14 protein-coding genes and 1 pseudogene are annotated in these 15,313 nt (G+C 67.9%); 2 read left to right on the top strand and 13 right to left on the bottom strand.

The features are described 5' to 3' along the window. The 12 genes and pseudogenes from QMO14_RS30865 to QMO14_RS30810 form a co-directional block, all read right to left on the bottom strand. A pseudogene (locus QMO14_RS30865) lies at positions 1-216 on the bottom strand (IS5/IS1182 family transposase); the annotation flags it as partial. 110 nt (positions 217-326) lie between these two features. Beyond that, positions 327-1,793: a xylulokinase gene (gene xylB / locus QMO14_RS30860; RefSeq protein ID WP_301511872.1), complete on the bottom strand. Its 1,467-nt coding sequence runs from the start codon at positions 1,791-1,793 to the stop codon at positions 327-329. A 176-nt stretch (positions 1,794-1,969) separates the two neighbouring features. After that, positions 1,970-2,914, bottom strand: coding sequence for an AraC family transcriptional regulator (locus tag QMO14_RS30855; RefSeq protein WP_301511871.1), 945 nt, complete (start codon positions 2,912-2,914; stop codon positions 1,970-1,972). Between the two features lie 14 nt (positions 2,915-2,928). Further along, complete coding sequence (locus QMO14_RS30850; RefSeq protein ID WP_301511870.1) at positions 2,929-3,903, bottom strand: carbohydrate kinase; 975 nt, start codon at positions 3,901-3,903, stop codon at positions 2,929-2,931. Between the two features lie 21 nt (positions 3,904-3,924). Next, the gene (locus QMO14_RS30845) at positions 3,925-4,599 is read right to left on the bottom strand and encodes a transaldolase family protein (RefSeq protein ID WP_301511868.1); all 675 of its coding nucleotides are present in this window, start codon (positions 4,597-4,599) and stop codon (positions 3,925-3,927) included. A 7-nt stretch (positions 4,600-4,606) separates the two neighbouring features. Further along, a complete protein-coding gene (locus QMO14_RS30840; RefSeq protein WP_301511866.1) occupies positions 4,607-5,395 on the bottom strand; it encodes an L-iditol 2-dehydrogenase in 789 nt (262 codons plus the stop codon). After that, complete coding sequence (gene dalD / locus QMO14_RS30835) at positions 5,392-6,792, bottom strand: D-arabinitol 4-dehydrogenase (protein ID WP_301511873.1); 1,401 nt, start codon at positions 6,790-6,792, stop codon at positions 5,392-5,394. The genes QMO14_RS30840 and dalD overlap by 4 nt, the downstream gene beginning before the upstream one ends. A gap of 82 nt (positions 6,793-6,874) precedes the next feature. Continuing rightward, complete coding sequence (locus QMO14_RS30830; RefSeq protein ID WP_301511864.1) at positions 6,875-7,915, bottom strand: ABC transporter ATP-binding protein; 1,041 nt, start codon at positions 7,913-7,915, stop codon at positions 6,875-6,877. 170 nt (positions 7,916-8,085) lie between these two features. Then, complete coding sequence (locus QMO14_RS30825; RefSeq protein WP_301511863.1) at positions 8,086-8,910, bottom strand: carbohydrate ABC transporter permease; 825 nt, start codon at positions 8,908-8,910, stop codon at positions 8,086-8,088. Positions 8,911-9,060: 150 nt separating this feature from the next. Continuing rightward, positions 9,061-9,918: a carbohydrate ABC transporter permease gene (locus tag QMO14_RS30820; protein WP_301511862.1), complete on the bottom strand. Its 858-nt coding sequence runs from the start codon at positions 9,916-9,918 to the stop codon at positions 9,061-9,063. A 149-nt stretch (positions 9,919-10,067) separates the two neighbouring features. Continuing rightward, a complete protein-coding gene (locus QMO14_RS30815) occupies positions 10,068-11,378 on the bottom strand; it encodes a sugar ABC transporter substrate-binding protein (protein WP_301511860.1) in 1,311 nt (436 codons plus the stop codon). Positions 11,379-11,559: 181 nt separating this feature from the next. Next, positions 11,560-12,489: a LysR family transcriptional regulator gene (locus QMO14_RS30810; protein WP_301511859.1), complete on the bottom strand. Its 930-nt coding sequence runs from the start codon at positions 12,487-12,489 to the stop codon at positions 11,560-11,562. A gap of 94 nt (positions 12,490-12,583) precedes the next feature. Here QMO14_RS30810 and QMO14_RS30805 point away from each other — a divergent pair, with 94 nt between their 5' ends. Together QMO14_RS30805 and QMO14_RS30800 are read left to right on the top strand one after the other, a co-directional pair. After that, positions 12,584-13,561 (top strand): tripartite tricarboxylate transporter substrate binding protein, encoded by a 978-nt coding sequence (locus QMO14_RS30805; RefSeq protein WP_301511858.1) that lies wholly within the window; start codon positions 12,584-12,586, stop codon positions 13,559-13,561. Positions 13,562-13,619: 58 nt separating this feature from the next. Further along, a complete protein-coding gene (locus QMO14_RS30800; RefSeq protein ID WP_301511857.1) occupies positions 13,620-14,684 on the top strand; it encodes a 4-hydroxythreonine-4-phosphate dehydrogenase PdxA in 1,065 nt (354 codons plus the stop codon). Between the two features lie 58 nt (positions 14,685-14,742). Here QMO14_RS30800 and QMO14_RS30795 read toward each other — a convergent pair. Beyond that, positions 14,743-15,313, bottom strand: a 571-nt coding sequence (locus QMO14_RS30795; protein WP_301511856.1) for a transposase, incomplete at its 5' end; no start/stop codon positions are given.

The raw sequence follows: 15,313 nt of genomic DNA, 5'->3' as shown, positions 1-15,313 counted from the left end.
CCCGAACAGGTAGCCCACCAGCAGCAGCTTGAACATCACCACCGGATCGAGCGCCGGGCGGCCGTTGTCGGCGCAGTACAGGTGCGAAACCTTCGCTCGGATGAACTCGAAATCCACCGCCGCATCGATCTTGCGCAGCAGGTGATCCTGCGGCACCAGCATCTCCAGCGTCACCATCTCCAGTTCCTGCTGCGCAGGTGTCGGGCTCTTGAGCATCCCGCCATTAAAAAGCACAAAACCCTCGCAACGCGAGGGCTTGAGGGTTTGTCAGCAGCCTGAAGCCCGGCTTGCGCCGGGCTTTTTCGTGGGCGGTCGTGATCGCTCTGCTACTGGAATTGCGCCTGCACCGCCTTGTAGAGCGCCTGGAAGCGCGCATGCCTCGTCCTGTGGACATCGGCTCCATCGGTCGACGGAACCAGCTTCTGCTTCACCGGCGGCAGCGTGCACACCTCTGCCACCTCGCCCCCATCCGCCAGCCAGGCCAGCCGCGCCGCGCCCAGCGCCCCGCCCGTCTCGCTGCCCGCATAGAGCGTGAGCGGAACCTGGAAGATGTCGGCCAGCAACTGCCCCCACCAAACGCTGCGCGCGCCGCCGCCCACCAGCGCCATTTCGCGCAGCGGCATATCGGCCGGCAGCCGCAGGGTGTCGAAGCCGTCGCGCAGGCCGAAGCTCACGCCCTCGACCACGGCGTAGGCGATTTCCGCCGGTCCGTGTGCATGCGTGAGCCCGAAGAGAACGCCTTGGGCATTGGGGTTGTTGTGCGGCGAGCGTTCGCCAGACAGGTACGGCAGGAACAGCGGGCAGCGCTCGCGCCGTGCCGACGGTATGGATGCGGCTGCTTCGAGCAGCGCGGCCTCGTCGACGAACTTGAAAGTCTTCGCCGCCCAGCTCACCGCGCTCGCGGCGGAGAGCATCACCGACATCTGGTGCCAGCGCCTCGGCAGCGCATGGCAGAAGGCATGCATCGCCTGCGCGGGATTCGGCAGGAAGCGGTCGGTCGACACGAACACCACGCCCGAGGTGCCCAGCGAGACAAAGCCCTGCCCCGGTTCGACCAGCCCCATGCCGACCGCACTGGCCGCGTTGTCGCCCGCACCGCCGGCGATCTTCACGCCATCGCGCAGGCCCCAGCGCGCTGCCAGCTCGGGCTTGAGCTGAGCCGACACCTCGCTGCCTTCGACCAGCCTCGGCATGTGCGCACGCGTGAGCCCCGTGGCCGCGAGCAGTTCGTCGGACCAGTCGCGCGCGCCCACGTCCAGCCACAGCGTGCCTGCCGCATCCGACATCTCGCTGACCGCCTCGCCGCTGAGCATGAAGCGCAGCCAGTCCTTCGGCAGCAGCACGCGTGCGACGCGGCTGAAGATTTCGGGCTCGTGCTCGCGCACCCACAGCAGCTTGGGCGCGGTGAAGCCGGACATCGCCAGGTTGCCCGCGATCTCGCCGAGCCGCGGCACGGCGCGCGTGAGCGCCTCGCACTGCGCACCGCTGCGCCCATCGTTCCAGAGGATCGCCGGGCGCAGCACTTCGCCAGCTTCGTCGAGCAGCGTCGCGCCATGCATCTGGCCCGACAGACCGATGGCCCGTACCGACGCGAGCGCCTCGCCGTGCGAGGCCTTGAGTTGCGCCATCACCTCTTCGAGCGCCTGCCACCACTGCCGCGGCGCCTGCTCCGACCACAGCGGCTGCGGCCGTTCGACCGTGAGCGGCGCGCGGGCCACGCCGACGATGCGGTGATCGTCGGCGAGCAAGAGCGCCTTGAGCTCGGACGTGCCGAGGTCGAGTCCCAGATACAAGATGAATCCCCTTATTTGATTTGTTCAGACCTTCCGTGCTTCCGCGCGGCCGATGGACGAAGAGCTCGCTTCCTTTCAAGGAACACCGAGGAACCGGCTTTGCCGGGCCTCAGGTGTTGCCCCCGGCAGGGGGTTGGCGAAGCGACACGAAGTGCGCGCAGCCTGGGGGGCGAACCTCATACGCCGAAGCGCGTGTCCGCCTGCCGGCGGAATTCGCTCGGCGTCATGCCCTTGATCTCGAGAAAGCGGCGGTTGAAGTTCGCCACGTTGTTGAAGCCCACCTGGTAGCAGATGTCGGTCACGTAGTGGTCGGTCTGCATCAGCAGGTGGCAGGCGCTGTTGATGCGCACGCGGTTGACGAAGTCGGTGAAGCTGTTGCCGGTGGAGCGCCTGAAGAAGCGGCTGAAGCGGCTCTCGCTCATGCCCAGCTCGGCCGCCACGTCCGACATCGAGATCGGCTCGGCCATGTTGTTGGTGATGCGGTTGACGATGCCGTTGATCTGGTCGACCTGCGCGTCGCCGTCGGCGCCCTGCGCGCCCTGCATCTGCACGCTCGACAGCAGCCGGTAGTCGGTGCATTGCGCCAGGTCGGCCATGAAGTCGAGGAACAGGCCCAGCCGGCGCACGCCGCGCGCGGCCTTGATGCGGTCCCAGTGCGCCTGCGCCTGCTGCGACATGCCGAAGAACTCGATGCCATGGCGCGCCCGCTCCAGCAGCTGCATCACCTCGCGCAGCTCGGGAATCTGCGCCGCCGCGTGCTCGATGGGCTCGTGGCGGAACTGGATCACCCTGTCGCGCCCCGCCGCGCCGCCCTCGGGCACGTCGAGCGAGATCCAGTTGTGCGGCAGCCTCGGCCCGCACAGCACCAGATGCCCCGGCTGGAAGGGTCCGATCCAGTCGCCGATGAAGGCCTTGCCCGAGGTCTCGGTGATCAGGTGCAGTTCGTACTCTTCATGAAAGTGCCACCGCACCAGCGGGCTCGGAAAGCCGTGGGCGAGGCAGCGCACCACGCCGGTTTCTTCGGGAGCCTCGTAGCCCAGCGAGGGGGAACGCGCGAAGTCGCGCTCCAGTTCGGGCTGGCGCTGGCGGGGAATCGAGCGCTTGCGGGTGGACGTCGTCATGATGGCAGCACGGCTCAGGGCCGGGAAGCAGCAGCAACAGCGGTATTTTGTGCCTTCGCCAGCGCGGCGTGAACCGCTTCCAGCGTCGGTGGATCGGCACCCTCGCGGGTGCAATTCAGCGCGGCGGCGGTGGCGGCGAAGCCCATCACGGCCTTCCAGCTTTCGTCGCTCAGCCCGTCGAGCTGCTCCGGCCGCTCGACGCCTTGCGAAAGCAGCGCCACGGAAAGCCCCGCCGTGAAGGTGTCGCCCGCGCCGATGGTGTCGACCACGGTGACACGCGGCGCCGCCACGCTCAGCGGTGCATGGCCCATGCGCCAGAGCGTCGCGCCGTCGCCGCCGCGCGTGACGATCACGGCGCGCGCGCCGGCCTTCAGGCACTCGGCGGCCAGCACATCGACGGGCTGGCCGGGCGCGAGCAGCGCCGCATCCTCGTCGCTGAGCTTGACCAGGTCGGCCATGCCGAACCAGCCGTTCACGCGCTCGCGATAGGCGCCCATGTCGGTGATGAGGCTGGGCCGCACGTTCGGGTCGAACACGATCACGCGCTGCCCCCGGTTCGCCGCGATCAGGTCGGCGATGCGCGCGGCGGCTGGGTCCTGCAGCAGCGAGATCGAGCCGAAGTGCAAAAAGCGGCACTCCGCCGGCAGTTGCGGCAGCGGTTCGGGCGCCCAGGTGGCGTCGGCGCTGCCTTGCGTATAGAAGGCGTAGCGGTTGGTCTGCGGCGTTCGCTCGACGAAGGCCAGCGTCGATGGCGCGCCGCTGCGCAGGATGAAGCTGGTGTCCACGCCGTTGCGCTGCAGGAAGCCCATCAGCCGCTCGCCGAACAGGTCGGTGGAAAGCTGCGTGAGAAAGCCCGTGGGCTGCCCGAGCCGCGCGCAAGCCACGGCCGTGTTCAGCGGAGAACCTCCCTCGTGCCCGAGGAACGCCAGGGTGCCAGCCTCGCTGGCGGTGAAATCGATGAGGGCTTCGCCCGTGAGTGCTATGCGCATGGTGTCTGGATTCTGGCGCGGTCAGGCCGGCAGGTCGCGCGCGTCGGCGAGAAAGCCGCTTTCGGCGGCCAGCGTGGCGGGATGGTCGAGCAATTCGGAAAACAGGCGCGGCGGAATGGTGATGGCCCCCACGCCGAGCCCCAGCAGCGAAAGATAGGCCTGGCGCGAGCGGATGCTCGCAACCAGCAGCCGCGTGCCCGACGCGGGCCGCTGGGCGACCAGCGCCTGCATCTGCGCGATCAGCCCCAGTCCGTCGGCGCCGGAGTCTTCCAGCCGGCCCAGGTACGGCGCGGCATAGGCGGCGCCCAGCTGCGACGCGAAGTGCGCCTGCTCGGGCGCGTACACGGCTGTCCAGGTGACGGGCACGCCTTGTTCGATGAGCCGCGCGCCAGCGACGAAGCCCTGGCGCGTGGCCGGGATCTTCACCACCAGCTGGCCCGGCGCGAAGTGCGCGAGCAGCGCCTGTGCGTCCTCCAGCATGCCGTCGGCATCCTGCGAATACACCTGCGCCTGCACCTGCCGCGCGCCCAGCTCGATGCAGCGCCGCAGCAGGCCCGGCACTTCGGCGCGGCCGATGCCTGCACGCCTGAGCAGCGTCGGGTTGGTCGTCACGCCGTGCACCACCGGGTGCGGCAGGCAGGCCCGCAGCTCGGCCATGTCGGCGCTGTCGAGGTACAGGTGGAAGTCGTGGTTCATCTGGTCTTCAGCTCATGACGTTGCCGCCGTCGACGTTGAGGGTCTGCGCCGTGATGTAGCGCGCCTCGTCGCTGGCGAGGAACACCGCCGCCCCCGCGATGTCGTCCGGCACGCCCATGCGTCCGAGCGGCACCGCCAGGCCGACCTGCCGCTTCTTCTCTCCGGGCGGCAGACCTTCGGCCTTGGCGAACAGGCTGTCCACATGGTCCCACATCGGCGTGTCGACCACACCGGGAGCGATGCCGTTGACGCGGATGCCGTGCGGCGCCATGGCCAGCGCGGCGCTCTGCGTGTAGCTGATGACGGCCGCCTTGGTCGCGCAGTAGTGCGACACCAGCGCCTCGCCCCGGCGCCCGGCCTGCGAGGCCATGTTGATGACCGAGGCGCCCTGCGTGCCCGCCTCCACCATGTGGCGCAGCACCGCCTGCATCACGAAGAACATGCCCTTCACGTTGACCGCGAACAGACGGTCGAAGGAAGCCTCGTCGCTGTCGAGCAGCGGCGCGAGGTCGAACACCGCCGCGTTGTTGAACAGCGTGTGGACCGGCCCGAAGGCCACCTGCGCCTCGGCCAGCATGTGCGCGATGGCCTGCGTGTCGGTCACGTCGGCCGCGAGATAGGCCAGGCTGTCGGGGTGGCCCTGCTGCAGCGCGCGCACGGCCTCGGGCGCGGCGGGCGCGCGGTCGATCACCGTGCAGCGCGCGCCTTCGGCGATGCAGGCCGCGGCCACGGCCAGGCCGATGCCGCCGCCCGCGCCGGTCAGCAGCACATGCCTGCCCTGCAGCCTGCCGCTCATGGCTTGCGCTCCGCCGCCTGCACGAAGCGCGCGACGCGCTCGCCCGCGCGGCGCACGGCGTCGATCAGGCGCGAATCGCCCGCGATATTGCCCCACAGCCCCGCGTCGGAACACAGCGCGACGACCGGGTCGGCCGCGTCGCAGATGGCGTGCGCCACCGCCTCGTCCATGCCCTGGTCCTGGTAGGCGTAGGGCAGCGCGCCCTTGTGCCAGCGCTGCAGGAAGGCCAGGAACAGCGCGGGCAGCATCGCCACGCTCTCGACGGGCTGGCCGACAGCGAGGCGCTCGCGCACCGTCGGAGCGATGAAGCCCGGGATCTTCGAGAAGCCGTCCGCCGCCACGCGCTGGTTGGTGTCGCGGATGGCCGGGTTGCCGAAGCGGTCGAGCACCACGTCGCGGTAGGCCTCGAGGTCGATCGGGCTCGGGCTCAGGCAGGGAATGACGTCGTCGGTGACGTAGTCGAAAGCCATCTTGCGGATGGCCGCGTCGTGCGTGCCTTCGTGGATGAAGCCGTGCCCAACCAGCGTGCCCGCCCAGGCAATGCAGCTGTGCGTGGCATTGAGGATGCGGATCTTGGCCTCTTCATACGGCTGCACCGACTCGACCAGCTCCACGCCCACGCGGCCCCAGTCGGGCCGGCCGGCCGCGAAGTTGTCTTCGATCACCCACTGGATGAAGCTCTCGCCGGTGATGGCGGCCGCGTCGTCGCGGCCCGTGGCCGCCTTCACGCGCGCGCGCAGCTCGGGCGGCGGGCGCGGCGTGATGCGGTCGACCATCGCATTCGGGCAGCGGGTGTTCGCGTTCACCCAGGCCAGCAGGTCGGCATCGCCCGCCAGGCCGATGAACTCCAGCAGGCCGGCGCGGAAACGGTCCCCGTTGTGGCGCAGGTTGTCGCAGTTCAGCAGCGTCAGCGGGCCCGCGTTCGCGGTCTTGCGCGCGCGCAGGATGGCGCAGACGGCGCCGTAGATGGTCACGCCCTTGCCTTCGGTCTCGCCGCCTTCACCGCGGCGCGCACGCTCCACGTCGGCCGCGAGGTCGCCAAAGGACAGGTCGAGCCTGCCCTTGTCGTCGAGGTAGTAGCCCGCCTCGGTGACGGTGAAGGACACGATGCGCGTCGAAGGCGCCGCGCCGCGCGCGATCACGCCGCCCAGCGAGCGCTCCCAGGCCAGCACCTCGCGGATGGCGCCGATCTCCTCGTAGCGGTACTCGCCCGCGGGCGAGACGGTTTCCAGCGTGTAGCGTCCGCCCTGCGCCTGCAGCGCGGCGATGACATCGGCCATGTCCGGCCGGATGTTGGCACCCGACAGCGACCAGCGGGTATCGCCCGCGTCGATCAGCCGCTGCAGGTACACCGCCTGGTGAGCGCGATGGAACGAGCCCAGGCCGAGATGGAGCACCGTGAACTCCGTGGGAGCCGGTGAAAGTTGCGCAATGGTCACGAGAAGGTCCGTTGAAAAGACGGTGGGCGGATGGTTGGGGTCACGCGGCGACCGAGCGGCCTTCGCGGTTGAAGAGATGCAGCACCGAAGGATCGAGCTCCACCGCCACGTCGTCGCCGGCCTGCAGCGGCGTGCGGTCGTTCTGCCGCGCGATCAGCGGCACGCCGGCCACGTCGACGTGGATCAGCGTGTCGGCGCCCAGCGCCTCGATCAGCTCGACGCGGCCGAGCACGTCCGACACCGGCGCGCCCTGCTTCGGATGCACGCGCAGTCCCTCGGGGCGCACGCCCAGGAAGCCGTCGGCCGGCAGGCGCCCGCCGGTGGCGGCGGAGAAGGAAGGAATGGCGTTCGCCGCCACCATGTTCATCGACGGCATGCCGATGAACTGCGCCACGAACTGGTTGGCCGGGCGGTCGTACAGTTCCAGCGGCGTGCCGACCTGCTCGATCAGCCCGTCCTTCAGCACCACCACGCGGTCGGCCAGCGTCATGGCCTCGACCTGGTCGTGCGTCACGTAGATGGTGGTCGCGCCCAGCGCGCGGTGCAGCTTGTGGATCTCCACGCGCGTGTTGCCGCGCAGCGCGGCATCGAGGTTCGACAGCGGCTCGTCGAACAAAAACACCTTCGGTGCCCGCACGATGGCGCGCCCGATGGCCACGCGCTGGCGCTGGCCGCCCGAGAGGTCCTTGGGCGTACGGTCGAGGTACTGCGTGAGATTCAGCGTCTTCGCCGCGTACTCGACCTTCGTCTTGATCTCGCTCTTCGAGACACCCGCCAGCTTCAGCGCGAAGGACATGTTGTCGTACACGCTCATGTGCGGATAGAGCGCGTAGCTCTGGAACACCATCGCGAGGTCGCGCTTGCCCGAGGGTGCCCAGGTGATGTCCTTGCCGTCGAGCAGCAGGTTGCCGCTGGTGATCGGCTCCAGCCCCGCGATCAGCCGCAGCAGCGTCGACTTGCCGCAGCCCGAAGGCCCGACGAAGACGATGAACTCGCCCTTCTGGATCTGCAGGTCGACGCCCTTGATGATGTTGACTTCACCAAAGCTCTTCTTGATGTTCTTGAGTTCGAGGTAGGCCATTCACGACTCCTTGATGTTTTGCCGGCAGGCGAGCGATGCGCCGACGTTGTTCGAAAGCGCGCGACGCGATCCGCAGGCTGCCGCGGAACCGGCTTTGCCGGGCCACGGGCAGCGCCCCCTCGAGGGCGTTGGCGAAGCGACACGCAGTGCGCGAAGACTGGAGGTGGCGTTCATTTCACGGCGCCGAAGGTCAGGCCTTGCACCAGCTGCTTCTGGCTGAACCAGCCGAACACCACGATGGGCGCGATGGCCATCAGCGAAGCCGCCGACAGCTTGGCCCAGAACAGGCCCTCGGGGCTGGAATACGAGGCGATCAGCGTGGCCAGCGTGCCGGCCTTGGCGGAGGTGAGGTTCAGCGCCCAGAAGGCCTCGTTCCAGCTCAGCACCAGGCACAGCAGGCCGGTGGATGCGAGCCCGCCCACCGACAGCGGCATCACGACGTGGCGGAACTCGGTCCAGAGGCTGGCGCCGTCCATGCGCGCCGCTTCGAGAATCTCGTTCGGAATGTCCTTGTAGGCGCTGTAGAGCATCCACACCATGATCGGCAGGTTCGACAGCGTGAACACGATGGTCAGCGCGGGGAGCGAGTCCAGCATGCCCGCCGTCTGCGCAATGACGTAGATCGGCACCAGCGCGCCCACGGCCGGCATCATCTTGGTGGAGAGCATCCACATCAGGATGTCGCGCGTCTTCTTCGTGCGGAAGAAGGCCATCGAGTACGCGGCGGGCGCCGCGATCAGCAGGCCCAGGATGGTCGAGCCCAGGCTGGTGATGAGCGAATTGCGCGCATACAGCAGGTAGTCGCTGCGGCGCTGCACCTCGCCGAAGTTGTCGAGCGTGGGCTCGAAGATGAACAGCGGCGGCACATGGATGGCCTGCAGCTCCGTCTTGAAGGCCGTGAGGAACAGCCAGCCGAGCGGAAAGAACAGCAGCAGCGCGACGGCCCACGCACCCACGGTGCGCAGCAGCTGCGGCAGGAAGTTGCTGGGTTGCATGATCTGGCTACTCCACTGCTGGTTGATTCGAGACTGGATCAGTTCCAGGAACACCACGGAACCGGCTTTGCCGGGCCGTCGGTGTTGCCCCCTGCAAGGGGGTTGGCGAAGCGACACGAAGTGCGCGAAGACTGGGGGTGTGCCACATGACTAATCCAGGTTCTTGCCGATGATCCGGATGAGGAACACCGCCACGATGTTCGCCAGCACCACCGCGAACAGCGCGCCCGCCGAAGCCACGCCCACGTCGAAGTTCATGAGCGACTGCTTGAAGATCATGTAGGTCATGTTGGTGCTCGCGTTGCCCGGGCCGCCGTTGGTGGTGATGGCAATCTCGGCGAACACGCTGAGCAGGAAGATCATCTCGATCATGATCACCACCGCCATCGGGCGCGCGAGGTGCGGAATGGTGAGATAGAAGAAGCGCTGCACCGGACTCGCGCCGTCCATGCGCGCAGCCTCCATCTGCTCGCGGTCGAGCGACTGCAGCGAGGTGATGAATATCAGGCACGCAAAAGGCAGCCACTGCCAGGCCACCATGATGATCACCGACAGCAGCGGCACGTCGGTGAGCCAGTCCACCGGCTGCGCGCCGAAGAAGCGCCACAGGTCGGCGAGGACGCCGTAGATGGGGTTCATCATCATGTGCTTCCACAGCAGCGCATTGACCGCGGGCATGACGAAGAAGGGCGAGATCAGCAGCACGCGAACGATGCCTCGACCCGGGAAGGGCTCGTTCACCAGCAACGCCAGCAGCACGCCGAACACCACCGTGATGACGATCACGCTGCCGATCAGCAGCAGCGTGTTCCAGGTGGCCGGCCAGAAGTCGGGGTCGGTGATGAAGTAGTGAAAGTTCTCGATGCCCGCGAATGTGTGCTCGCCTGGCTGCATGAGGTTGTAGTTCACGAACGAGAAGTACAACGTCATCGCCAGCGGCACGATCATCCAGAGGAAGAGCGTGAGCACCGCGGGCGCCATGAGGGCGCGGGGCAGGAGTCTTTTCATGAGGTATCCCTTCTTGTGGTCCCTGGCTCCTTCCCCCTCTGGGGGAAGGCGGGGATGGGGGCTGCCTGTTCAGGCGCGGCGTTGTCGCGAGCGCCGCGTGCCCCCACCCCGACCCTCCCCCAGCGGGGGAGGGAGCAAGCCCGGCAGGCTTACTTGTAGTAGCCCGCCTTCTTCATCTCACGCTCGGCCGCCGTCTGCGAAGTCTTCAGCGCCTGGTCGACAGTCACCTTGCCCGCCAGCGCCGCGCTCATCTGCTGGCCCACCGCCACGCCGATGGCCTGGAACTCAGGAATGGCCGCGTACTGCACGCCGACGTACGGCGACTTCGGCAGCGTGCTGTCCGTCAGGTTCGCACTGTCGATCGCCTTCTTCTCGGCCGCGGCGAACTTGGCGACCTTCTGGAACTCGGGGTTCGCGTAGGTCGACTTGCGCGTGCCGGTCGGCACCGAGGCCCAGCCGGTTTCCTTGGCCACGAGGGCGATGTAGTCCTTCGAAGTGGCCCACTTGATGAACTTCTGCGCCGCCTCGTCCTTGGTCGAACTGGCCGGAATGGCGAGATTCCACGACCACAGCCAGTTGGCGCCCTTGGGCGTGACGGCGGTCGGCGCCTGCGCGAAGGCCACCTTGTCGGCCACCTTCGACTGCTTCGGGTCGCTGATGAACGAGGCCGCGATGGTCGCGTCCACCCAGGCCGCGCACTTGCCTTCGTTGAAGAGCGCGAGGTTCTCGTTGAAGCTGTTGGCCGAGGCTCCCGGAGGGCCGTCCTTCTTCATCAGGTCGACGTAGAAGGTGATGGCGTCCTTCCAGGGCTTGGTGTCGATCTGCGGCTTCCACTGCATGTCGAACCACTGGCCGCCGTTGGTGTTGACCAGCGTGGTCAGGAAGGCCATGTTGTCGCCCCAGCCCGGCTTGCCGCGCAGGCACATGCCGTAGACGCCGGCCTTCGGGTCGTTGGCCTTGTCGGCGAACTCCTTCACCTGCGCCCAGGTGGGCTGGTCGGGGAACTTCACGCCCACCTTGTCGGCGAGGTCCTTGCGGTACATGAGCATCGAGCTCTCGCCGTAGAAGGGCGCGGCATAGAGCTTGCCCTCGTTCGACAAACCGTCGCGGATAGCGGGCAGCAGATCGTCCACGTCGTAGGCGGCGTCGGTGGCGATGGGCTTGAGCCAGCCCTTCTTCGACCAGATCGGCGTCTCGTACAGGCCGATGGTCATCACGTCGAACTGGCCGCCCTTGGTGGCGATGTCGGTGGTCACGCGCTGGCGCAGCGTGCCCTCTTCGAGCGTCACCCACTTGAGCTTGATGTCGGGGTTGGCCTTCTCGAAGAAGGGGGTGAGCTTCTGCATCTCGATCATGTGGCCGTTGTTCACGGTCGCGATCACGAGTTCGGTGGCGGCCTGCGAGACGACGCCCGTACCGATGAGTGCGAGGACGAGGCCCGCTTTCAGAAAACGCTTCATGTTGTCTCCTAGAGGTGAGCGACGCCCTCTTGTCTGTCGGGTCGCCGTGCCGGGAATTCTGGAGAAGCGTGCCTGCGATTTTGGTACTGACGCCGCCATCACCAGTACTTTCATGCACCAGTTGGCTAGTGAATTCCCTAGTTAACGCAATACAGCATGGAAAACAGCAAGCCAAAGGGCTTCAGGCGCCGCCCAGCAGCTGCCGCCGCAGCTGCGCCGCCGCAGGTGACAGCGCCCGGTCGGCGCGGGTGATGAGGCAGATCGGCGGCACCCGCACCGGCAGTTCCACCGGCACCACCCGCAGCACGCCCAGCCGGGCGTAGTGTTCGGCTTGCGAGGAGGGCATCACGGCCGCCATGTCGGAGTTCTCCAGCAACGCGGTGATGGCACTGGGCGATGCCGTTTCGATGATGTCCAGCCGCTCGGCGATTCCCGCCTCGCGCATCGCCGCCTCGAAGCGCCCGCGCTGCGGCGAGCCCGGCGGCTGCAGCACCCACGACCAGCCCGCGATCTCGGCCAGCGTGACGGCGCCGCGCTCGAACACCGGGTGGGCGGCACGAACCACCACCACCTGCGACTCGCCCAGAAGCGGCACGCTCGCGTACTTCGCCTCGTCGTGGCCGTCGGTGAGGCGGCCCAGCACGAAGTCGACGTCACCCTGCTCCAGCTGCGCCTGGATCACGTCGCTGGTCTCGACCACCACCGACACCGCCACCTGCGGATGCCGGCGGTGGTACTCCACCAGCGCCGGCGCCAGCAACCCCGGCACCGCGCCCGGCACGCTGCCCACGCGCAGCGCGCCGCTCAGGCCGGAGCGCAGGGCCAGCATTTCCTCGCGGGCGGTGCCGAAGTCGCTGAGCACGCGGCGGGCATAGCGGATCAGGATCTCGCCGTAGGGCGTGGGCTCCATGCCGCGCGCCAAGCGCTCGAAGAGCTTCTCGCCCAGCGAATCCTCCAGCTGCTGGAGCAGCTTGGTGGCCGCCGGCTGGCTGATGTTCATCGCCTCGGCCGCCCGGCCGAGATGGCGATGGGTATCGAGCCGGGCCAGCAGCAGCAGCTGGCGCGGTCGCACGAGGAGCATCAGCGAGGCGTCGGAAAGCCCTTGGGTCATGCACAAAAGTATATGGACCTCCGGGCTTTTTCGATTGGATCGAGCTGGCAATGCTCCGTACGCTTGCCCTCACTACAAGCAGGAGACAACCTCGATGAAGCCTCTCTTTTTCGCCCGCGCGGCAGGGCTCGTGGCCATGGCGCTACTGACGGCAACAGCGTCCAGCGCGCAGCAGGCCTACCCCGACAAGCCGATGCGCATCATGGTCGGCGCCTCGCCCGGCGGCGGCACCGACATCCTGGCGCGCGTGCTGGCCGACAAGTTCTCGCCCGCGCTGAAGCAGCCGGTGGTGGTCGAGAACCGGCCCGGCGCCTCCAACACCATCGCGGGCGAGCTCACGGCACGCGCGCCTGCCGACGGCGCCACGCTGCTGCTGGCCACCAACACGGCGCAGGCGGTGGCGCCGCACATCCTCAAGCTCAAGTACGACCCGCTGAAGGACCTGCAGCCCGTCGGCCTGGTCGCCGTGATGCCCAACGTGCTGGTGGTGTCGGCCAACTCGCCCTACAGGTCGGTGAAGGACCTGGTGGCGGCCATGGCCGCGAAGCCGGGCGGCTTCAAGTACGCTTCCTCGGGCATCGGCAGCACGCAGCACGTGGGCGGCGAGGCCTTCAACCTCGCCACCGGAATGAAGTCGATCCACGTGCCCTACAAGGGCAGCTCGCAGGCGCACGTCGACATCATCGCGGGCGAGGTCGACATGATGTTCGACAGCACCTCCTCGGCCATGGGCCAGATCAAGGCCGGCAAGTTCCGCGCGCTGGCGGTGAGCGCGCCGCAGCGCTCGCCCGAACTGCCCGACGTGCCGACGCTGGCCGAGCAGGGCATCAAGGGCGCCGACGTGTCCACCTGGTATGGCCTGTACGTCACGGCCGGCACGCCGCGCCCCGCGGTGGAGCGGCTGAGCGCCGAACTCTCGCGCACGCTGAAGCTGGCCGACGTACAGACGCGCATCAAGGCACTGGGCGGCGAGCCCGGCGGGCTGACCGGCGAACCCTTCGCGGCGATGAACAGGCAGGAGTTCGACCACTACGGCCAGCTCGTGCGCGACGCCAACATCAAGGCCGAATGAAGCGGCCGGTTCCTTCTCTTTTTTTGTCTCTTCCCTTCAACCGTATCCGACCGACACCATGTCCCTCCCCTCCTCCAAGTCTTCAGGCGCGACTTCCGCCAGGCCCCGCATCGTCGTGCTGCTCGGCGACCCGAGCGGCGTCGGCCCCGAGATGGCGGTGAAGCTGCTGGCGCGCCAGCGCAACCTCGACGCCGCGCGCGTGCTGCTGATCGCCGATCCGGCGGTGCTCGCGGCTGGCGAGCGCATCGCGGGCGAGAAGCTGAACCCGCTGCGGGTGGACAGCCTCGACGCGCTGCGCTTCGAGGACGGCCGCCCCAGCCTGCTCGCGTGCGACTGGATGGAAGGACGCGAGCCGGTGCTTGGCGAATCGAACGAGCAGTCGGGCCGCGCCTCGTTCGAGGCGCTGGAGCTGGCCACGCTGGCGGTGCGGCGCGGGCAGGCCGAGGGCATCCTCTTCGCGCCGCTCAACAAGCATTCACTGCGCCTGGGCGGCCTGGTGCACGAGGACGAGCTGCGCTACATGCAGGAGCGCTTCGCGGTGACGGGCTTCGTATGCGAGTTCAACCTCACGGGCTCGCTGTGGACCTCGCGCGTGACCTCGCACATTCCGCTGAAGGACGTGGCGAGCCACATCACGGTGCAGGGCGTGAGCGACGCGGTGAAGATCATCGCCGCCGCGCTGCGCCGCGCGGGCGTGGCGCATCCGCGCATTGCGGTAACGGGGCTCAACCCGCACGCGGGCGACGGCGGCTCCATCGGCATGGAAGAAATCGAGATCATCGCGCCCGCCATCGAACAGCTGCGCGCCGAGGGCCTCGACGCGCGCGGTCCCTTCTCCCCCGACACGGTGTTCATCGGCGCGCGGCGCGGCGACGTCGATGCGGTGGTGTCGATGTACCACGACCAGGGCCAGATCGCGATGAAGCTCATGGGCTTCGAGCAGGGCGTGACGCTGCACGGCGGCCTGCCGGTGCCGGTGGCCACCTCGGCCAGCGGCAGCGCCTTCGACATCGCGGGCAAGGGCATCGCGAAGATCGAGGGACTGCAGCAGGCCTTCGACCTGTGCGTGCGCATGGCGAGCGGTGTGCCCGTGCGCGAGCATGCACAGGCGGTGGCGACCTGACGCATCGCGCGAAGCGAAGCAAAAAGAAAAGGGCCGCTTGCGCGGCAATGCCGCTCAGTTAATTCTGAGCGGCATTTTTCTTGATGGGGTACTGCGTCTTGGTCATGCGAACGGCGCGAGGATATCGGCGTTCGCTGCGGCGGGGTGGAAGGACGAAGCGGCGGATGTTCTGGCGCATGGCGCGCAGCTTGGCGGGGATCGCACCGGGCGCAGTGCTGCTCGAACTCCAGAGCCACTCGTCGACGATGTAGCGCAAGGCCGTGATGAAGCTGATGCGACAAGGCTCGAGCTTGGCTTCGTCGGCGATGCGCGTGATTTCCAGACGGATCAGGTTGTACATCAGCAGGGTCGCCCACAGTTCCTGCTCGACGCCGTCGGGGTGCTGACTGCGCAGCGTCATGGACTGGCGCAGCATGTCGGTCTTGATCTCCCCGTACGCGAGTTCGATCTCCCAGCGCTCGTGATACAGCGCGAACACGTCCTCGGCGGCCCAGCGCACGGGGYCGGCCAGTGAAGTGAACAGCGTGCGCGGCTTGCCGTCGATCTCGCGCGTGATGGCGCGCACGTCCCAGGTCAGCGGCAGGCCCGGATCTTTCTTGCGCGCCTGCGGCGAGACCTTCATGCGCAGG

The sequence above is a fragment of the Variovorax sp. CAN15 genome (assembly GCF_030462475.1).
In the GTDB taxonomy this organism is placed as follows: domain Bacteria; phylum Pseudomonadota; class Gammaproteobacteria; order Burkholderiales; family Burkholderiaceae_C; genus Variovorax.
This window is presented reverse-complemented; position numbering and strand designations above follow the sequence as displayed.